The sequence below is a fragment of the Mesorhizobium sp. M1295 genome (assembly GCF_040318135.1).
Taxonomy (GTDB): Bacteria; Pseudomonadota; Alphaproteobacteria; order Rhizobiales; family Rhizobiaceae; genus Mesorhizobium.
The window spans coordinates 403,628-424,650 of record NZ_JAMYLU010000001.1; the positions used below are offsets into that span (position 1 = coordinate 403,628).

Here is a 21,023-nt window from a genome sequence, read left to right on the forward strand (position 1 = left end):
AGGCTGGCGTCGATCGAGCAACGAACTTGCGAGCATGGCGATGAAGGACGGCGAGGTTTTCGGCACGACGCAGGCGGGCGAGGAAGTCCGCCGTTTCACCATTCGTGGCGGCGGCCTTACCGCCAACATCATCGGCCTGGGTGCGATCATTCAGGATCTGCACCTGGCCGGGCACGAGGCGCCATTGGTGCTCGGCTATGATCGTTTCGAGCACTATGAGACGGATACCGCCTTCTTCGGCACTGTCGTCGGGCGCTATGCCAACCGTATCCGCGACGGCCGCTTCACGCTTGCCGGCAAACGCTACCAGACCGAGCGCAATTTCCTCGAAAAGCACACGCTGCATGGCGGTTCGCAAGGTTTTTCGCGCCGGGCCTGGGCGGTTTCGCTGCATGGCAGGGATTTTGTCACGCTGACCCTGCACGACCCGGACGGCATGATGGGCTTTCCCGGCGCGCTCGACGTGACCTGCACCTACCGGCTCAAGATCCCCGGTACGCTCAGCGTCGAACTGACCGCCACCTGCGAGGAGCCGACGCTCTGCAACCTCACCCAGCATTCCTATTTCAACCTGGATGACGGCGGCGCCGGCGACATTCTCGACCACCGGCTGATGCTGAATGCCGGCGCCTATCTTCCTGTCGACGCCGATTTGATTCCGACAGGCACGGTCAAGCCGGTCGACGGCACACCTTTCGACTTTCGCCAGGCGCGGCCGCTGCGCATGGAGACCGAGGGCGAGCAACTCCCCTACGACCAGAATTTCTGCCTCGCCTCGACGCGCGGGCCGCTGAAGCAGGCATCATGGGCGCAAGGCGCGAATTCCGGCGTCGAGATGGAGCTCTGGACCACCGAGCCAGGTGTCCAGCTCTATACCGGCCAGTATCTGGCGCCGTCCTCGCCTGGACTGGGCGGACGCCAGTACAAGGCGTTTTCAGGCTTCTGCCTGGAACCGCAAATCTGGCCGGATGCGCCCAACCGGCCGTATTTCCCGCAAGCCACTCTGTGGCCCGGGCAGATCTACCATCACGTGACCGAATACCGGTTCAGGCTGCCTTAGGGTGTGACCCCCGGAAACCGGCATGGTTTTGCTGCGCTGACCTCCGGTTCGGAAAGGATCATGCAAAATTCAAAGTGTTATAGCGTCCTTTGCGCGTCCAATGACGCGCGGCGCTCTGGAGTCAAAACGCAATCACTCTGAACGACCGACTTCGAACCCTCTCGGACCTTTGACGCCGAGAGCCCTGACGACGCAAGTTGACCCTGAGCTGCCCTTCGTCAGCCCATTTCACTGCGCGATAGCCGACATTCGCGGCACTCGGCACTGACCCCTTGCTGACCTTCTCCAAGACGAGCCCCAAGCGCAAGTCGTGGCCCCAGTGGGGACAATCGACAGGCGCGATCACCCTATGTAGCTGCTTGGCGATCGAGCTTCGAAGTCAACCTGATAGACTTTTGAAATGGGCGGCATAAAATTCGCTTTTCTGCTTTCAATGAAAGCAACGCGAAATGGCCGAAGAACGCGCCCAACGCCGCCTTGCCGCCATATTGGCTGCCGACGTGGTGGGCTACAGTCGACTTCTGGACCTGGACGAGCAAGGAACGTTGGCCGCTTTAAGGAGGAGGAGGAAGGAAATCCTCGAACCACTCGTCCGCGACCGTCATGGCCGTATTGTGAAAGTGATGGGTGATGGCGTTCTGGTCGAGTTCGGAAGCGCGGTGAACGCCGTGTCATGCGCCGTGGACCTTCAGAAGCGGATGGCGGCCGCAAACGAGGGTGTGACCGCCGACCGGAGAATCTACCTGCATATCGGCATCAATCTGGGCGATGTCGTTGTCGAGGACGGCGATCTGTTCGGCGACGGCGTCATTGTCGCAGTGCGGCTCCAGGCAATGGCCGGGGCAGGAGATGTCTGTGTGTCCGGCAGCGTCTACGACCAAGTCAAGCGGAAGCTCGATTGCGGCTTCGACGAACTTGGTCCGCAAGCGATCAAGAACGTCACCGAACCAGTGTCTGTCTACCGGATCCGGCTGTCGACCGCATCGGACGATGGCGGGCTCGCGGAGAAAGCGCCTCTGCAGCTCCCCGCCAAGCCCTCCATTGCCGTCCTCCCCTTTACGAACATGAGCAATGATCCGGAGCAGGAGGCATTTGTCGATGGCCTCACCGAAGACTTGATCACGGATCTGTCGAGGACAAGCGAGTTGTTCGTCATCGCCAGCAACTCGGCATTTGCATACAAAGGCAGGCACGTGGATGTGCGTCGCATCGCGCGAGAACTGGGAGTTCGCCATCTTCTTGAAGGTAGTGCACGGCGGGCCGCTGGACGGGTGCGTATCAACGCCCAACTGATCGACGCGATCGCGGGTGACCACCTTTGGGCCGAAAGATTCGACCGGAGCCTAGAAGATATCTTCGCCGTTCAGGACGAGGTGACCGGCAAGATTGTCGAGGCTCTGGTTGGCCGCCTGACCACCGCGCCGGCGCGCAACAGACCGAGCAACCTGGAGGCCTATGATCTCTGTGTGCGTGCCCGGGTCCTTGGCCTGCAAACGGCGCTCACCGCGAAAGAGGCCATTTTGCTGCTAGACCGGGCAATCGCGCTCGACCCGGAATACGCGGAGGCGCACCGTTGGCTGGCACTCAACCTCTGGCTGGGCTGGGAGTTCTGGGACGAACCGATGGACCCCAACCGCGCAAGAGCGCTCGCCGAAGCACAGCTGGCGGTCGAACTCGACCCGAACGACGCCGGGAACAGATGGGTATTGGGCGTCATACTTGGACATGAGAGTCGCTGGGTGGAATCGGATGCCGAATTCGATGCTGCCCACGAGTTGGACCCCAACCACGCCGACGCTTGGGCAATGCAGGCCGAGTTGACGACGGAAAAGGGCCGACCTGCCGAAGCCATAGAGCAGGTCCGCAGGGCACTGCGACTCAACCCTCACCCGCCCGGTTGGTATTATTGGATGTTGGGCCAGGCCCAATATGCCCTGGGCGACTACGAATCCGCGATCCTAACGCTGCGCAGGCCCGAAACCTATCGCACGACTTCACGACGCCTGCTTGCAGCAAGCCTTGCGCAACTTGGCCGTTTGGAGGAAGCGCGCTGGGAGGCGAAAATGTTCATGATAAGCAATCCGCACTTCACTATCCGGCATTGGTCGGATTCGCAGCCATTCCCAGCCGAAGACGTGCGCCGGCATATCGTGGAAGGTTATCGCATGGCGGGGCTGCCAGAATGACTGTCATTGGTCATTGGTTATACCTTCGGCTGCCGTCGACAGGCGTCCCAAGGCTGCCGCAGCAGCGAATATTTTGGTCTTCTGACGGAACGAAATTCGCCATATCGTGCGTTTGTTCGCCTCATGGTGTGCTTGAACATGGCCAGGGAAGACTTTCGGCACCGGATAGCACGACGCGAGGACCTCGCCTCCATGATTGCGCTCATGGATGCAGCGATCTCCGAACTCCAGAAACCGTTTCTCGACGATGACCAGATCCGATCCAGCCGCGCAATCATGGGGCTGGACACGCAGCTTGTCGATGATGGCACCTATTTCGTCGTGGAGCACGACGGCGTCCTGGCAGGCTGCGGTGGTTGGAGCCGGCGCACGACCATGTATGGTGGTGATCAGTCACCGGGACGCAACGCGGCACTGCTTGATCCAGCCACGGACGCGGCGCGTATCAGAGCCATGTATACCCATCCGGACTTTGTCCGGCGAGGCGTCGGCCGCCTTATCCTTTCGCTGTGTGAACGTGCCGCTAGGGCTGAGGGCTTCCGCCGTGCCGATCTGGCAGCCACGATGGCAGGAGAGCCGCTCTATCGAGCGTGCGGCTACCAACCCGCCGAGAAATTCGTCGATGACCGTGGCGGCGCTCCGGTTCCGATCCTGATGATGAGCAAGACGCTCTGAGCTACGCTCAAAGGCCACTCGCTCGCGGCCGGCACTCGCTCCGGCCAGTATGGCAGGAGGAGGATGCTGGAGATTGAACCAGGCCATCTCGAACGAAACAGTACTTCGCCTGTACTTCCGCTCCATGGTCGAGTCGCGACCGACGTGGAGGTTTTCGGGAACGTCTCGAGATGGCGCATGTGGTCGGGTGGCGCGTTGAGTTTAACCGGATCAAACGACCATCCGCTTCGGGTCCGCATCAGGTCGTAGCGAGAACGAGCGCAATGCTGAAGCGCCATGATTGTCAGCAAATGGCGCTCTGTGCTCATTCCCGCCGACTAATTCAAACGGCAAGTTCCGCCCATCTGGGCCATTGGCGGCAGCCAGTCTGATTGAGTTTTGACCCTAATCCTCAAACGCCGCCCTCAGCGTTTCGAACGTCGCAAACACGCCCAATGCAGCGCCCTCGGGATTCTTGGTCGGTGGCAGAGCTTCAGCTATCCGGCGCACAAAGGTCGTCTCAGAACCGGCTGGAGCGTTCTTTCGGCTGAGGCGACTTCAAGCCGTGACAGGAGCATTCCGGATCAGCGGGAAGTCGCGCGGCGGTCTCCAGCGCGACCCGCGAGGCTGTCATGGAGAGACTGGGCAGCACGTCCTCCTGCAGCAATTTCTGGCGATTGCGATCCATATAGTCGTTGAAGCCCGCCGTCACGAATGCGCAAGGCACGAAACACGCGCCGATCTCGCGCGACAAGGTCGCCTCAGGGGCGATGGAATGGTTGAGGACATCCGCACCCATGCCCCGATACGCCAAGGCTTCGGCTGGCGTTGTCAGTCGGGGCCCATAACAATGGGCAGCCACCAACTGCTGTTCGATGCCGTAAACGCGGCATTCGGCTGGCCAATGACGGCGGGCCGTTTCGACCAGAACCGCCGCACATCTTGGACACACGATTTGCTTGCCCGAACAGTCAAAGCTCTGGCGGTCAGGAAGCAGTGAAAACGGGGTCTGCGTCAGTTCAATGATGTCGGCGGTCACCACCATGTCGCCCGGCTGGATCGCCTTGTTGACGGCGCCTACAGTCGAGCAGGCGAGAACTTGCCGTACACCCGCCCGCATCAATACCCAGAACGCGCGGCGATGGCAGGAATGGTCGATACGGTCGCGGGGATTGCCGTGCGAATACATGCACAACGCACGTTTTGCTCTCCCTTCGGCTGTGATGGACGCATCGAACTCGAGCAGCTTCCAGTTGTCGGTACGACCGAAAGGCGTTTCAAAACTCATGTCGCGCCGCAACGTGCGCACACCATCGAATTCGACATCTTCCGGGAAGGCAAGCCCCCAGTTTGCCGACCCGGTGATGATGGCCAACCCTACCTGAGGGATGTCCGTCGAATGATCCGTCAGATCGTCGGCTGCATGGTGATTGGTGGGCATGTTTCCAGTCTCGGTCAGGATTTTTGGCGAAGGGTCACAATCAGGACCACGGCCACGACGATGACGGTCCACAATGTCGAGATCGCCGCAATGGTCGGATCGATCTGATCGCGCAGCGACAGGAACATAAGCTTCGGCATCGTGCTGTTGCGACCGCTTGCGATGAAGATCGAAATCACAGACTCGTCGAGCGAAGTCAGGAACGCCATCAATGTCGCCGACAGCAAGCTGATCCGAAGTTGCGGAACGATTATTCCGCCAATGGCTCTGGCCCAGTTTGCACCGAGGCTGCGCGCCGCCTGGACCTGGTTCCAGTCAAAGCGGGCGAGAGCCGGCAGCAACACAATGCAGGCGACCGGAACGGCCAGCACCACATGTCCGACCAGCACACCGAATAGCGTTCCGATCAGATGTTGTGCAGCCAAGACAAAGAAGAGACCGATCGCAAGCAGGATACCCGGGGTGATCGAGGGGGTTAGCAGGACGCTCTGGATGATCGCAGCGGTTTTTCCGCCCAGCCGATTCATTGAAATGCAGGCGAGCAGCGCAAACGGCACCGCGATCAACGCCGTCAATGTCCCAAGGATCAAACTCGTTCTGAGCGCAGCCATCCACGTTGCCGAGCCGAAGAAGTTCTCATACCAACGCAACGAGTAGGCGTGCGGCGGAAACTCGAGGAGATTCGACGCCGAAAAGGAAAGCGGCACCACCACGAGCGTTGGCAGCATCAGAAATGCCATGACAAGAGCGGCAAAGCTCCAGAGCAAAATGCGGGCGAGCCTGTTTTGCGGATAGGCTTCAAGCATGGGGGGCTTCCACTGTGTTCTGGGCCACCAGGCGGCGTGCCGCCAGCAACATCACACCGATCAGCGCCATAAGAACGAGGAGCAGAATGCCCAGGACGCTCGCCGACCCCCAGTCCTGAAAGGTCGATAGTGTACGCTCGATCCGGGTAGAGAGAGGATTTACCTTGCCGCCGCCAAGCACCGCCGGCGTGATGAAAAAACCTATGGCGTAGATGAGGACGATGATCGAACCCGAGAAGATGCCGCCCGCCGATAGCGGCAAAATGACCGTGCGGATGACCTGCCTGAGAGTGGCTCCCATGCTCGCCGCCGCGCGAATGAGATTTGGGTCGATATCGCGCATCGCAGCATAAACCGGCAGCAGAAAGAGCGGCAGCATGTAGTGCACCATGCCGATGAGCGTTCCGGTGAAGTTGTAGACCAGCGGCAATGGCTCCGCCGTCAGGCCTGAACCGGTCAAAGCCGCGTTGATCAGGCCATCGCGCCGCAAGAGCACGAGCCAACCATAGGTACGCACCAGAATGGAGGTCCACAGCGGCAGCATGACGAACGCCATCAGCACGTTGGCCACCCTTGGTCTGACGCTGGCCAGAGCCAGCGCCAGGGGGGTGCCGAGAAGAATGCAGGCCGCCAGCGTACCCAGGGACAGTTCGAGGGTCGTGACGAGCGCCGACCATGTCAGTCCGCTTGAAAGGACCTTCTGGTAATTGCCCACGGTGTACTCACCCGCGGTGGTCAGGAAGGACTGCCGGATGATCCAAAGGATGGGCAGTATCGCCGCCAGCCCAACGATGAACAGCGCCGGGAGCGAAAGTGAAAGAAAAAACCGCCGCTCGCGCCGTGCATCCGCAGCGAGCGCCGGATCCCGGACGACGGTCACGCCGTCGCTCCCGGTATGGCGTGAACCTTCGCTGCTGGTGCATATGCGGTCATCCGCTGACCGGCGGCAAGCTCGGCGCAGCCGCCGGCCAGCGCTGCCGGAATGCAGACAAGAACCTCTTGCCCACCGTCAAGCGCCAGCGTCAAAAGCCAGTTTTCGCCGCGGAACGCTTTGGCGCGCAGTATTCCTTCGAGAGCCACTCCGTTTCCCCCGACGAGCTTCGCATCAAGATGGAAGCTTTCGGCGCGGATCATCAGAGTTTCGCGTGATGGTTCGGCGCCGTCGATTCTGCGTGCTGAGCCTGGCGCCACAATGTTAGCCTCGCCCATGAACTCCGCGACGAAGCGGGTCGATGGACGATCATAAATTCGCTGCGGCGTATCTATCTGCTGGATGCGGCCAGAGTTCATCACCGCAATCCGGTCAGACATAATCAGCGCTTCGCGCTGGTCATGGGTCACATAGATTGTGGTGATCCTTAGATGATCATGCAGGCGCCGGATCTCATACTGCATGGTCTCGCGCAGATTCTTGTCGAGCGCCGACAGCGGCTCGTCCATCAACATCACGCGCGGTTCGAAGACGATAGCCCGCGCCAATGCCACCCGTTGACGTTGGCCGCCGGATAGTGCGGCAACATTGCGCTCCGCCAGGCCATCCAGCTTCACGCGGGCCAAGGTATCAAGCGCCCGCTGACGCGCCTCCGCTCTCGGTATCTTGCGCAGCACCAGCGGATACGCGACGTTCGCCAGGACATTCATGTGGGGAAACAGGGCGTAATTCTGGAATACTATGCCAATGTCTCGTTTGTTGGGCGGCAGGCGGGTGATGTCTCGATCGCCCAAGAGAAGTTTACCGGAATCCGGGCGGACAAAACCGGCCAGAGCCATGAGTAACGTGGTCTTGCCCGATCCCGATGGCCCTAGCAGCGTGAGGAATTCGCCAGCCTGAATGTCGAGCGAAACATCATCCAGTGCGACGTAGGATCCATAAGCCTTGTGCACGCTTTCGATGGTGATCGCGAGCGACTTCATCATGTGCTCCAGCCTTAAGGCGCGTCGCGTTCGACCGGCCTCACGCGACACGCTTTAGGTTCTTGTTTTCATGCATGTTGTTGTCGCAAAACCGCTGCACACTTTTGCGCGATATGCATTAGAGCTGAGAGTCAGCGGGCCATCATTTCATCGAAGGCTCTTTGGGCAGCCTCGCCATTCTTGACCCACCATTCTGAATTCGAAAACACCGAAGTGCCAGCATTTTCAGGCGCGGTCGCAAGGGTCTTCAGACGGTCCTCGGGAATAAGGCCACCCTCATATGCCGCAGGATTGACTGGGCCGTAGGCAATGAAATCGGTCAGCTTCGCAACTCGCGCAGGCTGCGTCATCGCTGCGATGAGCTTCATCGCGGCTTCCTTGTTCGGCGCTCCCTTCGGCACCCCAAGGCAGTCCGTGCCGATGACCGAACCCTTGAACGTGTAGTCAGCCGCGCCGCCATCTGCTTTCACGGTTTGAGCCCGTCCGTTCCAGGTAATGACCAAATCCGCCTCACCATCTTTCAGCAACTGCGCCGACTGAGCTCCCGAGGTCCACCACACGGCGACATTTGGTTTGATCGCTTCAAGCCGGTTGATGGCGCGCTCTAGCCCTTCCGGCGTGCTGAGCACGGAATAGACGTCCGCGGGTGCCACGCCATCGGAGAGAAGCGCGATCTCGATCGAGTCTTGCGCATTGGCGCGCAACGCGCGCCGGCCAGAAAATTTGGCAACATCCCAGAATTCCGCCCACGTCTTCGGCGGGTTCTGGCCATAGGTCTTGGTGTTCCACGACATGACGGTGCCGTAGGAGTCGAACGGATAGCAGTAGTCGGACTTCGCACCCTCCGGCACGGATTTCGGATCGATGATCTTGTAGTCGAGTGGCTCAAGCAGCGATTGTGCGGCCGCCTGGGCACCTTCCGGTGAGCCCAGGTGAATGACGTCGGTCGTGACCGCACCCGATGTGACCTGCATCTTCAAGGCGGCCAGGCCGTCGCTTAGGGTCTCCTCGCGGACATCATAGCCGAGCTCTTTTGCAGCAGGCCCCCACATGGCCTCCTTCATGGCGTTGCCATAATCGCCACCTGCGGTCGTGATGGTGACTGTTTGCGCATGGACAGGCAAGGCAGCCGAGATTGCGAACGCTGTTAAGGAAATGCGTAGCCAGGACATAGGTTCTCCTCCCCAACTTTATCAAATGTCGCTCAAAAGAGCCATTATTTTGTAATCGTAACGTTACGATTGCATCTGAATGCGCTGGAGTCAAGCTGCTTCCTGCGGGAGTTTGGATTGACCGGGATGTCGAATCCGGTAACGTTGGCGGTCAGCAAAATCAGCCGGCGCTTTCGCAAACGAAGTCGGGCGAACAATGGCCAATCTAAAGCAGATCGCGGCGGAACTTTCCCTCTCGGTGACCACGGTATCCCGCGCTCTGAAGGATGGGCCGGAAGTGCAGCCCTCGACCATAGCCCGCGTCAAGGAGGCGGCTAAGCGGGTCGGCTATTTACCAAATCATCATGGTCGCGCGCTCAAAACCGGTCGAACGCAGACGCTGACGGCAGTACTCCCGATGGAGACACGAGACCATCTGTCCGATCTGTTGAAGCTTCCTTTAATCGAAGGCATGACGCTGGCGGCGCGGCAAGCCGGTTATAGTCTGTCCATCTATTCCACCACTCCCGACGACGATCCCGTCGAGAGTGTGGAGCGGCAGCTCCAGGCGCGCAGCGCAGACGGCCTGATCATCACACGCCTGGTGTCGGCTGATCCGCGCGTCAAGCTGCTGCTGGATAAACGCATGCCATTCGTCGCGTTTGGAAGAACTGACCTGGATATCGCGTATCCTTATGTCGATGTCGACAATGAACAGATTGCCTACGAGGCGACCCGGCGGCTCATGGATAAGGGCTGTCGACGCATTGCGCTGCAACTTCTCGTTCCGGAGGACCAGGCGAGTGCCATGCGTCTTTCCGGGTATGGAAGGGCAATGGCCGAGGCCGGTATTCCGATCGACCAATCGCTGATCGGTCACGGCATGTTCACCATGGAATCGAGCGCAGGCTGGTTCGATCGCTTGCTGGCGTCGTCAGATCCGCCGACGGGCTTGGCGTGCGCCAACGAACTGGGCCTTCTGGGAGCATTGCACGCCCTCGGCAAGCGGGGTCTTACACCGGGCCGCGACGTCCACATCGTCACCCGTGACAGCACGCGGCTGGCACGTTTCCTGCCGGCAAAGATCGGAGTTCATTTCGTGGATATGGCGAGTGTTGGACGCAAACTTATCGAAGTCCTGGAGAGCCGGATCATCAATCCGCTTGGACCGGTGGAGACTGTCTTGGTGCAAGGCAGATTCGAGCCGGCCGAATAGTCCGGGCTGCCCTCAGGGGGCCACCTCGTCTTGAACCGGCCGGATCAGCGCCTTTGCCGCAGCTGATCCCGCCGCAAGGATGCGATCCGACAATTCCGTCCCTTCCAGGGCGCGGGCCAGTTGAAGCGCGCCGATGAGCGTTGCAAACACACCCAACGCAACGCCCTCTGGATCGTTGGTCGGCGGCAGAGCGTCGGCTATCTGACGCACCAGGGATTGGGCGCGTTCGGCATAGAGGGCCCGCGTTTCAGGCGGCTGCCGCGCTATTTCCGGCAGTAGCGCGGCCGAAGCGCAGCCCTTTCCAGGATTGTCCCGGTGCTCGGCCGATAGATATGCCTCTATGGCCATTTCCGGACCGCCGGCGGCCAACGCTTCCTGCACTTGCTGCGACTGCGCGTCCAGGGCCGCCGCCACGCTTTCACGGACGAGCTCCGCCTTGGACTGAAAGTGCGGATAGAAGGCCCCGTTCGTCAGCCCGGCGTCGCTCATGATGGTCGCCAGCCCGGACGCCGCGATGCCGTCAGATCGAAAACGTTCGGCGGCGACCTCCATGATCCGGCTGCGTGACGCGTCTTTTCGGCCCTTTTCGTAGCGCATGTCTTTCTTTCCTGTCCTGCTATTGCATTATGCTCATAATCTGATATTACGACCATAATTCAATTCGTGGAAATAAGCTAGACCTCTCGAACCTGGAACATCAAAAATGAATGGGAATTCTGAAAAAACCGCAATCGTGACCGGAGCCTCCTCGGGCATCGGCCGCGCCAGCGCCGAGGCCTTGGCGCGGGCGGGGTTCACTGTCTTTGGCACAAGTCGCCGCAAGACCAGTAATGGCCCGGAAGGGGTGACCATGCTGGCATGCGACGTGACCGATGATGCGGCCGTCACTGCGCTCGTTGCCACCGTGCTCGCGCAGACCGGCCGGATCGATCTCCTGGTCAACAATGCCGGTGTCGGCCTGCTAGGGGGTGCCGAGGAATCCTCGGTCGCACAGGTACAAGCCCTGTTCGACGTCAATCTGTTCGGCGTCATGCGGATGACCAACGCAGTGTTGCCGTCGATGCGGCGGCGCGGCCAAGGGCGCATCATCAATATCGGCTCCATTCTGGGATTGGTACCCGCGCCATACTCAGCGCATTATTCGGCAGTCAAGCACGCGCTCGAAGGCTATTCGGAATCGCTCGACCACGAGGTGCGCGCCTTCAACGTCCGCGTTTCCGTCATCGAGCCGGCATTCGTCCGCACCGTCTTCGACCAGAACGGCATCGAGCCGGATTCGCTGTTGAAGGAATACGATCGGGCTCGAGCCGGGCTCAAGGCGTTGCTGGGCGATGTGATGCCGATAGCCGATCGGCCGGAAGTGGTGGCGAATGTGGTCGTCAAGGCGGCGACCGATGCCCGTCCGCGACGGCGTTACACCGCTGGCAAGGCAGCGCGCCAGGTCAGCCTGCTGCGCCGCTTTGCCCCCGCGGGGATGTTCGACAAGAGCCTGCGCAAGCAGTTCCGCTTGCCGGTCTGAACAACAGAGCCAGGGGATTTCGCGCATATGCGACTAGCAACCACAACACATTTGGTCAGGCCCTTGTGCGCAAACTCATCCTGGCTGGCACGGGGCCGGCCGGTGGCGAAGGCATCGACAAGGTGACGCCGCTGACGATCGTGGACATGATCAAGGGCGCGCTGACTTTGCGGGATCCGAAATACTATCTCTTCTTCACAACGACGCCGAATGGGCGCCGCGCCGCAAACGCATTTCTGCAACGGCTGAAAGAGCGCCGGTCCAACCGGGACAAGGCGGTATCGCTGAGCGCCTTCGGCGCGCAACTCAAGGCGATCAAGGCCTACGGACTCCAGGCGCCGCAAGACCTGAGCGCTATCCGCATTCCCACTTTGGTTGCGAATGGCGACCAGGACAGGATGGTGCCGAGCAGCAATACCTACGATCTCGCCGGGCGTATCCCAGGGGCGCATCTGGTTATCTATCCGGATGCCGGGCATGGCGGGGTAGTTCAGAACTACGCCGATTTCGTCCCGAAAGCCCTGTCCTTCCTCGAGGCTGAGGTCTTGCCGCAGGGCGGCCATGCAACTGAAAACGTTCGGCTTGTTTTGTCGCGGAACACCAACAGACATTCTTAGAAAGTAACTGCCATGAAGGCATTCGTTGTCGATAAATATAATAAAAAGGGCCTTCTGCGGCTGGCCGAAATGCCGGAGCCGCAGCTCCAGGACAGCGATGTCCTGGTCGAGGTCCATGCCGCAGGGGTGAACCTGCTCGATTCCAAGGTCAGAACCGGAGAATTCAAGCTCATCCTGCCCTATCGCCAGCCCTTCATCCTGGGCCACGACGTGGCCGGGACGGTTATTCGCGTGGGATCGAAAGTCCGCAAGTTCAAAGCCGGCGACGATGTCTATGCGCGGCCGCGCGATGGCCGGATTGGGACATTCGCCGAATTCATTGCCGTGAATGAAGCCGACGTGGCCTTGAAGCCCGAGAATCTCAGCATGGAAGAGGCGGCCTCGATTCCCCTGGTCGGTCTCACCGCCTGGCAGACGCTCATAGAAAGGGCAAACCTGAAGAAGGGACAGAAGGTCTTCGTTCAGGCTGGTTCCGGGGGCGTGGGAACATTCGCCATTCAGTTGGCCAAGCACCTCGGCGCGACCGTTGCGACAACAGCGAGCGCAGCGAGTGCCGATCTGGTGAAAAGTCTCGGCGCCGATGTCGTCGTCGACTACAGGCAAGAAGACTTCGAGAAAGTTCTGTCGGGCTACGATGTCGTCTTGAACAGCCAGGATGCCAAGACGCTCGAAAAATCCCTGAGCGTGCTGAAACCGGGTGGGAAGCTCATCTCCATCTCGGGTCCACCGGATCCCGAGTTTGCCAGGGAAAAGGGACTGAATTTTATGCTGAGGCTGGTGCTGCGCTTCCTGAGCCGCGGAATTCGGGCCAAAGCCAAGCGCCGTGCCGTGCAGTTTTCGTTCCTTTTCATGTGGGCGCAGGGCGATCAGCTGAGCAAAATCACCTCCCTAATCGAATCCGGCGCGATCCGCCCGGTTCTGGATCGGGTCTTTCCATTCGAAGCGACCAATGAGGCTCTGGCCTATGTCGAAACAGGACGCGCCAAGGGCAAGGTCGTCATCAAGGTCAGATAGCAGTTGCCTCGAACGCAGCCCTGAGCGTCTCGAACGGCGCCAGGGCGCCGCGCACCTGTACGACGGCGGCGGCGACGCGATGGGCGCGCTGCACCGCCTCAGTCGGCGCATGGCCGGCAAGGCGGGCGGCGAGATAGGCGCCATTGAAGGAGTCGCCGGCGCCGGTGGTGTCGACCGGGGTGGCGACATGTACCGCCGGCACGGTTTGCAAGGTTCCGTTTTGCGCGATCAGCGCCGGTTCCTCGCCGTTCTTGACGACGACCTCGCCGACCAGCTTTCGCAGCCGTTCGGCTGTTTCCTGCGGTGTCGTATCACCAAACAGCATCTGTTCGTCGGGAAAGGTGGGTAGCGCGATGTCGGCGACGGCGAGCGCCTCGAGGATCGCGGCCTGCGCTTCCTCGCTTTGGCGCCACACCCGCGGCCGGTAATTGGGATCGAAGGCGATCAGCGAGCCGGCCGCGCGCGCCTTGGCCACGGCCGTCAGCAGTACCTTGCGCGCACCCTCGTCGAGGATTGCCAAAGTGATTCCGGAAAAATAGACCAGCGCCTGGTTTTCAAGGCTTTTCTGTAAAGCGGCTGGGTCCGAAGCCAACTGCCTCGCGGCCGCATCGGCCCGCCAATAGGTGAACGAACGTTCGGCGCCGGTCAGCGTGATCGCATAGAGGCCGGGGCGGGCGCCCGCTATCACCGGGCTGGCGCCGACGCCGATGCCGTTTTCGGCGAGGAATTTGATCTGGTCGCCCGAGAACGGGTCGTCGCCGAAGGCCGAGACATAGGTCGCCGGCCGCTCGCCGCTCAAGGCATGCAGCGCCCATAAAGTGTTGAACGTGTCGCCGGCAAAGCCCATCCGCCAGTTCGGCCCGGCCTGGCCCGAAAGCTCGAGCATGCACTCGCCGATCGAGGCGACGCCGTTTCCTGCCATGAAGTACTCCTCCATCCGTGCAATTGCGGTGCTGTAGCTTTTTGCGGCCGGCAGCGCCATGCTTGGCGACGGCGGATTCTTGCGCTGGGCGCGATTTCCCACAGGGGCGTGGGACGCGATCTGCCCAGCGAATCGTTATCCGCAGAACAGGAATGGGTTTGGCATCGTTATGGCGTTATCTTCTTGGAGGCTTCGGCCTGGCTGCCTTGCTCGCCGGTGTGCTGGCCGTCGTCTATCTGACGGCGCCGCATGCGCCGCAACCAAGCTCGGACGTCGGCCGTTCAAGGACGACGGCGAACAAGCTGTTCGTGGCGACTTTCGAGCCCGAGAAAGGCGTCATCCGGCAGGGCGAACTGGAGTCCTGGCTGCTCACATTGAAAACCGTCGAGGGTGCGCCGGTGGAAGGTGCTGCGATAACGATTTCCGGCGGCATGCCGCAGCACAAGCACGGTCTGCCGACCAGCCCGCAGGCGACCGATTACCTCGGCGAGGGACGCTATCGCATCGACGGCGTGAAATTCACGATGAGCGGGTGGTGGCAGTTGCATTTTGCCATTTCCGCCGCGGCCGGTTCGGACACTGTCGTCTTCAACGTGGTGCTGTGAGCCATAGATGAGCCGGTTTTCCAGTCTTCTCGCGTTGGTGATGGTGGCCGTGCTCGCCGGCTGCGGCAGGCCGGAGTTTTCCGACGCCGAGAAGCAAACCGTCGCCTCATTGGCGCTGTCCAAGCTGCCGCCGCTGAAGCCCGACACGACCAATCGCTTTGCCGAGGTGCCGGCCGCCGCGGCACTCGGTTCGACGCTGTTCTTCGACACCGGGATGAGCGGCGGCGGCACCGTATCCTGCTCGACCTGCCACAAGATCGACCGCCAGTTCCAGGACGACCTGCCGCAAGCGGTCGGCGTCGGCCGCACCAACCGGCGTACCATGCCGCTGGCCGGCGTCGCGCATGATCCCTGGTTCTTCTGGGACGGGCGGCGCGACAGCCTGTGGGCGCAAGCACTGACGCCGCTCGAAAATCCGCTGGAGCAGGCCGGCAACCGCGCCGCCTTCGCGCATTACATCAAGGCCCGTTTCGGCGAGCGCTACGAGCGCATCTTCGGGCCGCTGCCGGACCTTTCGGGTGTGCCGGCCAATGCCAGCCCGCTCGGCACCGATGCCGAGAGGGCGGCCTGGAACGCCATGCCGGAGGCGCAAGCCGAGGAGGTCAATCGCGTCTTTGCCAATATCGGCAAGGCGATCGCCGCCTTCGAGCGCTCGATCGCGCCGCCGCAGACACGCTTCGACCGTTTTGCTACCGATCTTGCGGTGGGCGCCGAGCCGCAAGGCGACGCCGTCTTTTCGCCGGAGGAAATCCTCGGCCTGAAGCTGTTCATCGGCAAGGCCAATTGCGTGACCTGCCACAACGGCCCGCGTTTTACCGACGGCAGTTTTCACAACACCGGCGTGCCGCCTGTCGCGGGCCTGCCGCCGGATCGCGGCCGCGTCGACGCGGTGGCGCAGGTCGAGGCCGATCCGTTCAACTGTTTCGGCACCTTTCGCGACGGTGATGCCAGCGCCTGCCGCGAGTTGCGCTTCATGGTCAAGGCCGGGCCGGAACTCATTCGTGGGTATAAGACGCCGTCGCTGCGCGGTGCCGCCACCCGGCCGCCCTACATGCATGCCGGGCAGTTTTCCTCGCTGGACGAAGTGGTGGCGCATTATTCCAAGGCGCCGGCCAGTGTCGAAGGTGTATCCGAGATCCACCCGCTGCAGCTTTCGGACCGCGAACGCGCGGCTCTGGTGGCGTTTTTGAAGACGCTGGCGGAGTGAGGCCGGGTTTGTGTGCGACAAGAGCGGACCACCGTCTTGGGCCGCCAAATAACGTTGACACGATGCAGGGTCGCTGCTCATGATAACCAAGGCGCAAAGTGCGATACCTCAGGCTGTGGGAGGATAAAATGCAGCCACTTGAAATCGACGCCAAGCCTCAACCTGTTTCAATTGACCCCGCCAAGACCGCAGTTCTCGTCGTGGACATGCAGAATGACTTCGGCTCGAAAGGCGGGATGTTCGACAGAGCCGGAATCGACATTTCCGGGATTCAGCGGGCTGTCCGCCCCACCGCCCATCGCGTCGGATGCACCCAGGAGCAATCATGACGCCTCGATCACGCTCGTGCAGACGCTCTTTGGATGGACGTCGTCGTCCGCCCATTTTCTGAGGGCGATCGAAGAGCAATTCCAGGAGCGCCTTCAACGAGCCGGATGACCTGGCGAAGCCCTTGAGCGGCTAGCGGTCCTTCACCGTCTCCATCGCCACGAAGGTCGAGGTCTGGGCGACGTGCGGCAAGGCTGAGATGCGTTCGCCGAGCACGCGGCGGTAGGCGGCGATGTCGGTGGTGCGGACCTTCAGCAGATAGTCGAAGCTCGATGCCATCATGTGGCACTGCTCGATCTCCGGCACCGTCTGCACGGCGCGGTTGAAGGCGTCGAGCGCGGCCGAGCGGGTGTCGGACAGTTTCACCTGGACGAAGGCAACATGGCCTTCGCCCATGCGCTCACGGTCGATGATCGCCTGGTAGCCCCTGATGAACCCGTCCTTCTCCAGCCGCTTCACCCGCGCCTGAACCGGCGTCTTCGACAGGCCGACTTTTGCCGCCAGTTCCGACATGGAAAGCCGGCCGTTGCTGCCCAGGGCCGACAGGATGTTCCTGTCGATGCGGTCCAATTGGTCTTCTCCCATCGGATTCCTGGTCGAATTGGAGGCGATCAGCCATAATGATAGATCAATCGATCTGTTCTGTCGATTTCTTTGGACCGACTGGAGTCGCTACTTATGTTAGCTTGCGCCATTCGGTCCGGTGACCGCCGGCCCGCTCCCTTGTGCTCGTTCTACAGGTCCGCCATGCCAGCGCTCGACACCATCCGCCAGCAGATCCGTGCCAATTATTTGCCCGACGAAGACCAGGCGGTGAAGCGGCTGGCCGAGGCGGCCGGGCTGTCCGTGCAAGACCGCAAGGCGATTTCGGCCCGTGCCGCCGATCTGGTGCGGGCGGTGCGCGGCTCGTCCGATCCCCGGCTGATGGAAGTGTTCCTGTCCGCCTACGGCCTCTCGACCAAGGAGGGCGTGGCGCTGATGTGCCTGGCCGAGGCGCTGCTGCGGGTGCCCGACACCGAGACGATGGACGACCTCATCGCCGACAAGATTGCGCCGCACGACTGGTCGGCGCATTCGGGCGGTTCGAGTTCGATCTTCATCAATGCATCGACCTGGGCGCTGATGCTGACCGGCCGCGTGCTCGACGAAGGCGAGGGCGGCATCGAAGGCACGCTGCGCGCGATGGTGCGCCGGCTGGGCGAGCCGGTCATCCGCAAGGCAGTCGCCGCCGCCATGCGCGAGATGGGCGAGCAGTTCGTGCTCGGCCGCACCATCGCCGAGGCCGTCAGGCGCGGCCGGCCGATGACCCAGAAGGGCTATCTCTATTCCTTCGACATGCTGGGCGAAGCGGCCCGCACCGAGGCCGACGCGTTGCGCTATCTCAAGGCCTATGCCGACGCCATCTCTTCGCTCGATGCCGGCGCCAACGGCCCCGACATCCGCCAGAACCACGGCATTTCGGTAAAACTGTCGGCGCTTCATCCGCGCTATGAGGTGACACAGAAGGAGAAGATGCTGCCGGTGATGGCCGAGCGGCTTTTGTCGCTGGCACTGGCGGCGCGCCATTCGCGCATGGGACTCAACATCGACGCCGAGGAAGCCGACCGCCTCGATTTGTCGCTCGACGTCATCGAGCGGGTGTTGGCCGAGCCGGAGCTTGCCGGCTGGAACGGTTTTGGCGTCGTCGTCCAGGCCTATGGACCGCGCGCCGCCTTCGTCATCGACTGGCTCTACGCTCTGGCCAGGAAATACGACCGCAGCATCATGGTGCGGCTGGTCAAGGGCGCCTATTGGGACACCGAGATCAAGCGGGCGCAGACGCTCGGGCTCGACGGCTATCCGGTCCTTACCCGCAAGGCCAACACCGACGTCTCCTACTTGGCCTGCGCGAAGAAGCTGTTGTCGATGACCGACCGTATCTATCCGCAATTCGCCACTCACAATGCCCACACCGTCGCCGCCATCCTGTCGATGACGACGGAGCGCGATACATTCGAGTTCCAGCGCCTGCACGGCATGGGCGAAGCGCTGCATGAGACGGTGCGGCGGGCCGAAGGCACGCGCTGCCGCATCTATGCGCCGGTCGGCGCGCATTCCGACCTGCTCGCCTACCTGGTCCGCCGGCTGCTGGAGAACGGCGCCAATTCCTCCTTTGTCCACCAGCTCACTGACGAGGAGGTCGAGCCCGAGGACATTGCCCGCGACCCGCTCGAAACGGTGGAGAAACAAGGCCCCGCCGCCAATCCGGCGATCGTGCCGCCGTCGGCGATCTTTGGCCCCGGCCGGCGCAACTCCAAGGGTTTCGATATCACCGACACGCTGACGCTGGCGGCGATCGACAAGGCCAGGGCCGAGTTCGCCGGGCCGGAGCGCTGGCACGCCAAGCCGGTCAGCCGCGCCGCCGGCTACGGCAAGCAGCGTCCGGTGGTCAATCCGGCAAAACCTTCGGAAGTGGTCGGCACGGTCAGCGAGGCCGGCGCCAAGCAGGTCGAGACCGCCGTGCGCATCGCCGTCGAGGCACAACCGGTATGGGCAAGACGCCCGGTCGCCGAGCGCGCCGCCATCCTCAACCGCGCGGCCGATCTCTATGAGGCGAACGCCGTCGAGTTCTTTGCGCTCGCCGCCCGCGAGGCCGGCAAGTCGCTGGCCGACGGCGTTGCCGAGGTGCGCGAGGCGGTCGATTTCCTGCGCTACTATGCGGCCGAGGCCGCCAATGCCGAGGCGGGCACCGAGGCGCGTGGCGCCATCGCCTGCATCTCGCCGTGGAACTTTCCGCTTGCCATCTTCACCGGCCAGATTGCAGCGGCACTGGTCACCGGCAATTCCGTTATCGCCAAGCCGGCCGAGCAGACGCCGCTGATCGCCTTCCGCGCCGTCCAGCTGCTGCGCGAGGCCGGCGTGCCGGAAGACGTCATCCAGCTTCTGCCCGGCGACGGTCCCTCGGTCGGCGGCCCGCTGACCGCCGATCCGCGCATTGCCGGTGTCTGCTTTACCGGCTCGACCGAGGTCGCCAAGCTGATCGAAAAGCAGCTGGCCGAGACCGCCGCGCCCGACGCCATGCTGATTGCCGAGACCGGCGGCCTCAACGCCATGATCGTCGATTCCACGGCGCTGCCCGAACAGGCGGTGCGCGACATCCTCGCCTCCGCCTTCCAGAGCGCCGGCCAGCGCTGCTCGGCACTGCGCATTCTCTACGTGCAGAAGGACGTCGAGAAGAAGATGCTGGAGATGCTGAAAGGCGCTATGGAAGCGCTCAGCCTCGGCGACCCCTGGCGGATTTCGACCGATGTCGGCCCGGTCATCGACGACGAGGCACAAGCGTCGATCCGCGACTATTGCACGAAAATGGGCCTGCAGGGCCGGCTGATCGCCAAGCTCGAAGCGCCGAAGGACGGCCGCTTCGTCGCGCCGCACGTCTTTCGGGTCAAGAGCATCGAGGAGTTGGAACGCGAGGTGTTCGGCCCGGTGCTGCACGTCGCCACCTTCGATGCCGACGAGATCGATGCGGTGATCGCCGCGATCAACCGCAAGGGCTACGGCCTGACCTTCGGCCTGCACACCCGCATCGAAGGCCGCGCGCAGCATTTCGTCGACGGCATCCATGCTGGCAACATCTACGTCAACCGCAACCAGATCGGCGCCGTCGTCGGGGCGCAGCCCTTCGGCGGCGAGGGGCTTTCCGGCACCGGACCGAAGGCGGGCGGGCCACATTATCTCCGGCGCTTCCGCAAGGGGCCGGAGGCCGGCACCCATCTTGCCGAAGGCCGCAAGGTGACGGCGACCGAGCTCGCCGACAATCTGCCGGACCCGGCCTTTGGCGGCTGGTCGACGCGGCCGGATCGCGTCGCCATCCTGAGGAAACATCTGCGCGGCAAGGGTGCCGCGGCCATCGGTGCCGCCGCCGGCATCGATTTCGGCCAGGTCGACCTGCCCGGGCCGACCGGCGAGGCCAACACGCTGTCGCTGTCGCCGCGCGGGCGCGTGCTGTGCCTCGGTCCCGACGCGGATACCCTGCTTGCGCAGACGATCCAGGCGCTGGCTGCCGGCAATGCCGTGCTCGCCGTCGCACCTGGCGCGCCTGCGGCACTGTCGGCGCTGACCGGCAAGGGCCTGCCGCTGGCGGCGATCGACGGCCGTCCGGACCCGGTCGAAGCGCGCTCGCTGCGGGTCGATGTCGTCGCCTTTTCCGGTATGCCCGAGGCCGCGCGCATCGTGCGCAAGGTCATCGCCGACCGCGCCGGCCCGATCGTACCGCTGGTCAGCGAAGTGTATTATCCGGCCGCCTATGCGCACGAGCGCGCCGTCTGCGTCGACACCACGGCGGCGGGCGGCAATGCCAGCCTGCTGGCCGCGGCATAGGGTTTCGCCAGGGCTCGCTCATCGC

General features: G+C 62.3%; 18 protein-coding genes and 1 pseudogene. 11 read left to right on the forward strand and 8 right to left on the reverse strand.

All coding sequences use genetic code 11. From position 1 onward, the window contains the following. Nucleotides 1–34: 34 nt before the first annotated feature. The 3 genes from NKH29_RS01890 (at nucleotide 35) to NKH29_RS01900 (ending at nucleotide 3,921) form a co-directional block, all read left to right on the forward strand. Nucleotides 35–1,060 (forward strand): aldose epimerase family protein, encoded by a 1,026-nt coding sequence (locus NKH29_RS01890; protein WP_352470329.1) that lies wholly within the window; start codon nucleotides 35–37, stop codon nucleotides 1,058–1,060. A gap of 449 nt (nucleotides 1,061–1,509) precedes the next feature. Next, a complete protein-coding gene (locus tag NKH29_RS01895; protein WP_352590196.1) occupies nucleotides 1,510–3,246 on the forward strand; it encodes an adenylate/guanylate cyclase domain-containing protein in 1,737 nt (578 codons plus the stop codon). A 192-nt stretch (nucleotides 3,247–3,438) separates the two neighbouring features. Further along, entirely contained in the window at nucleotides 3,439–3,921 is a 483-nt protein-coding gene (locus tag NKH29_RS01900) for a GNAT family N-acetyltransferase (protein ID WP_352998892.1), read from the forward strand. 499 nt (nucleotides 3,922–4,420) lie between these two features. Here NKH29_RS01900 and NKH29_RS01905 read toward each other — a convergent pair whose 3' ends face one another. The 5 genes from NKH29_RS01905 to NKH29_RS01925 all read right to left on the reverse strand — a co-directional run bounded on the left by NKH29_RS01905 (nucleotide 4,421) and on the right by NKH29_RS01925 (nucleotide 9,233). Then, nucleotides 4,421–5,341, reverse strand: coding sequence for a phosphorylase family protein (locus tag NKH29_RS01905; RefSeq protein WP_023719986.1), 921 nt, complete (start codon nucleotides 5,339–5,341; stop codon nucleotides 4,421–4,423). 14 nt (nucleotides 5,342–5,355) lie between these two features. Beyond that, nucleotides 5,356–6,147, reverse strand: coding sequence for an ABC transporter permease (locus NKH29_RS01910; RefSeq protein WP_023719987.1), 792 nt, complete (start codon nucleotides 6,145–6,147; stop codon nucleotides 5,356–5,358). Continuing rightward, complete coding sequence (locus NKH29_RS01915; RefSeq protein WP_023719988.1) at nucleotides 6,140–7,027, reverse strand: ABC transporter permease; 888 nt, start codon at nucleotides 7,025–7,027, stop codon at nucleotides 6,140–6,142. Before NKH29_RS01915 ends, NKH29_RS01910 begins: the two co-directional genes overlap by 8 nt. Next, nucleotides 7,024–8,061, reverse strand: coding sequence for an ABC transporter ATP-binding protein (locus NKH29_RS01920; RefSeq protein ID WP_023719989.1), 1,038 nt, complete (start codon nucleotides 8,059–8,061; stop codon nucleotides 7,024–7,026). The genes NKH29_RS01915 and NKH29_RS01920 overlap by 4 nt, the downstream gene beginning before the upstream one ends. A 131-nt stretch (nucleotides 8,062–8,192) precedes the next feature. After that, a complete protein-coding gene (locus NKH29_RS01925) occupies nucleotides 8,193–9,233 on the reverse strand; it encodes an ABC transporter substrate-binding protein (protein ID WP_023719990.1) in 1,041 nt (346 codons plus the stop codon). Between the two features lie 196 nt (nucleotides 9,234–9,429). Between NKH29_RS01925 and NKH29_RS01930 the strand changes: the two genes are divergently transcribed. Beyond that, nucleotides 9,430–10,428 carry a LacI family DNA-binding transcriptional regulator gene (locus NKH29_RS01930; protein ID WP_352998894.1) on the forward strand — a complete coding sequence of 333 codons (999 nt, stop codon included), beginning with the start codon at nucleotides 9,430–9,432 and terminating at the stop codon, nucleotides 10,426–10,428. Between the two features lie 12 nt (nucleotides 10,429–10,440). Here the strand turns inward: NKH29_RS01930 and NKH29_RS01935 are convergent, their stop codons facing one another. Further along, nucleotides 10,441–11,025, reverse strand: coding sequence for a TetR/AcrR family transcriptional regulator (locus NKH29_RS01935; protein ID WP_352998896.1), 585 nt, complete (start codon nucleotides 11,023–11,025; stop codon nucleotides 10,441–10,443). A 106-nt stretch (nucleotides 11,026–11,131) separates the two neighbouring features. Here NKH29_RS01935 and NKH29_RS01940 point away from each other — a divergent pair, with 106 nt between their 5' ends. From NKH29_RS01940 to NKH29_RS01950, 3 genes and pseudogenes are all read left to right on the forward strand, one after another. Beyond that, the gene (locus NKH29_RS01940) at nucleotides 11,132–11,947 is read left to right on the forward strand and encodes an oxidoreductase (RefSeq protein WP_352495973.1); all 816 of its coding nucleotides are present in this window, start codon (nucleotides 11,132–11,134) and stop codon (nucleotides 11,945–11,947) included. A 62-nt stretch (nucleotides 11,948–12,009) separates the two neighbouring features. Beyond that, nucleotides 12,010–12,486, forward strand: a pseudogene (locus NKH29_RS01945) (alpha/beta fold hydrolase); the annotation flags it as partial. A gap of 90 nt (nucleotides 12,487–12,576) precedes the next feature. Beyond that, nucleotides 12,577–13,578: an NADP-dependent oxidoreductase gene (locus NKH29_RS01950; protein ID WP_352998898.1), complete on the forward strand. Its 1,002-nt coding sequence runs from the start codon at nucleotides 12,577–12,579 to the stop codon at nucleotides 13,576–13,578. Here NKH29_RS01950 and NKH29_RS01955 read toward each other — a convergent pair. Further along, nucleotides 13,571–14,500, reverse strand: a complete 930-nt coding sequence (locus NKH29_RS01955) for a sugar kinase (RefSeq protein ID WP_352998899.1) — start codon at nucleotides 14,498–14,500, stop codon at nucleotides 13,571–13,573. The genes NKH29_RS01950 and NKH29_RS01955 overlap by 8 nt on opposite strands. A gap of 158 nt (nucleotides 14,501–14,658) precedes the next feature. Between NKH29_RS01955 and NKH29_RS01960 the strand changes: the two genes are divergently transcribed. The 3 genes from NKH29_RS01960 to NKH29_RS01970 all read left to right on the forward strand — a co-directional run bounded on the left by NKH29_RS01960 (nucleotide 14,659) and on the right by NKH29_RS01970 (nucleotide 16,641). Next, nucleotides 14,659–15,105 (forward strand): FixH family protein, encoded by a 447-nt coding sequence (locus tag NKH29_RS01960; RefSeq protein ID WP_023719997.1) that lies wholly within the window; start codon nucleotides 14,659–14,661, stop codon nucleotides 15,103–15,105. A 7-nt stretch (nucleotides 15,106–15,112) separates the two neighbouring features. Further along, nucleotides 15,113–16,312 (forward strand): cytochrome-c peroxidase, encoded by a 1,200-nt coding sequence (locus tag NKH29_RS01965; protein ID WP_352484207.1) that lies wholly within the window; start codon nucleotides 15,113–15,115, stop codon nucleotides 16,310–16,312. Nucleotides 16,313–16,440: 128 nt separating this feature from the next. Further along, the gene (locus NKH29_RS01970; protein ID WP_031194293.1) at nucleotides 16,441–16,641 is read left to right on the forward strand and encodes a hypothetical protein; all 201 of its coding nucleotides are present in this window, start codon (nucleotides 16,441–16,443) and stop codon (nucleotides 16,639–16,641) included. 130 nt (nucleotides 16,642–16,771) lie between these two features. On the opposite strand, the gene NKH29_RS01975 is transcribed toward NKH29_RS01970, so the two are convergent. After that, nucleotides 16,772–17,224 carry an Lrp/AsnC family transcriptional regulator gene (locus NKH29_RS01975; RefSeq protein WP_352484209.1) on the reverse strand — a complete coding sequence of 151 codons (453 nt, stop codon included), beginning with the start codon at nucleotides 17,222–17,224 and terminating at the stop codon, nucleotides 16,772–16,774. 162 nt (nucleotides 17,225–17,386) lie between these two features. Between NKH29_RS01975 and putA the strand changes: the two genes are divergently transcribed. Beyond that, nucleotides 17,387–20,998: a bifunctional proline dehydrogenase/L-glutamate gamma-semialdehyde dehydrogenase PutA gene (gene putA, locus NKH29_RS01980; RefSeq protein WP_352791375.1), complete on the forward strand. Its 3,612-nt coding sequence runs from the start codon at nucleotides 17,387–17,389 to the stop codon at nucleotides 20,996–20,998. Nucleotides 20,999–21,023 lie beyond the last annotated feature (25 nt).

What these genes read in the sequence shown, in the direction of transcription:
- NKH29_RS01890 (WP_352470329.1), top strand. Translation starts at nt 35, where the DNA reads ATGGCGATGAAGGACGGCGAGGTTTTCGGCACGACGCAGGCGGGCGAG.
- NKH29_RS01895 (WP_352590196.1), top strand. Translation starts at nt 1,510, where the DNA reads ATGGCCGAAGAACGCGCCCAACGCCGCCTTGCCGCCATATTGGCTGCC.
- NKH29_RS01900 (WP_352998892.1), top strand. Translation starts at nt 3,439, where the DNA reads ATGATTGCGCTCATGGATGCAGCGATCTCCGAACTCCAGAAACCGTTT.
- NKH29_RS01905 (WP_023719986.1), bottom strand. Translation starts at nt 5,341, where the DNA reads ATGCCCACCAATCACCATGCAGCCGACGATCTGACGGATCATTCGACG.
- NKH29_RS01910 (WP_023719987.1), bottom strand. Translation starts at nt 6,147, where the DNA reads ATGCTTGAAGCCTATCCGCAAAACAGGCTCGCCCGCATTTTGCTCTGG.
- NKH29_RS01920 (WP_023719989.1), bottom strand. Translation starts at nt 8,061, where the DNA reads ATGAAGTCGCTCGCGATCACCATCGAAAGCGTGCACAAGGCTTATGGA.
- NKH29_RS01925 (WP_023719990.1), bottom strand. Translation starts at nt 9,233, where the DNA reads ATGTCCTGGCTACGCATTTCCTTAACAGCGTTCGCAATCTCGGCTGCC.
- NKH29_RS01930 (WP_352998894.1), top strand. Translation starts at nt 9,430, where the DNA reads ATGGCCAATCTAAAGCAGATCGCGGCGGAACTTTCCCTCTCGGTGACC.
- NKH29_RS01935 (WP_352998896.1), bottom strand. Translation starts at nt 11,025, where the DNA reads ATGCGCTACGAAAAGGGCCGAAAAGACGCGTCACGCAGCCGGATCATG.
- NKH29_RS01940 (WP_352495973.1), top strand. Translation starts at nt 11,132, where the DNA reads ATGAATGGGAATTCTGAAAAAACCGCAATCGTGACCGGAGCCTCCTCG.
- NKH29_RS01950 (WP_352998898.1), top strand. Translation starts at nt 12,577, where the DNA reads ATGAAGGCATTCGTTGTCGATAAATATAATAAAAAGGGCCTTCTGCGG.
- NKH29_RS01955 (WP_352998899.1), bottom strand. Translation starts at nt 14,500, where the DNA reads ATGGCAGGAAACGGCGTCGCCTCGATCGGCGAGTGCATGCTCGAGCTT.
- NKH29_RS01965 (WP_352484207.1), top strand. Translation starts at nt 15,113, where the DNA reads ATGAGCCGGTTTTCCAGTCTTCTCGCGTTGGTGATGGTGGCCGTGCTC.
- NKH29_RS01970 (WP_031194293.1), top strand. Translation starts at nt 16,441, where the DNA reads ATGCAGCCACTTGAAATCGACGCCAAGCCTCAACCTGTTTCAATTGAC.
- NKH29_RS01975 (WP_352484209.1), bottom strand. Translation starts at nt 17,224, where the DNA reads ATGGGAGAAGACCAATTGGACCGCATCGACAGGAACATCCTGTCGGCC.
- putA (WP_352791375.1), top strand. Translation starts at nt 17,387, where the DNA reads ATGCCAGCGCTCGACACCATCCGCCAGCAGATCCGTGCCAATTATTTG.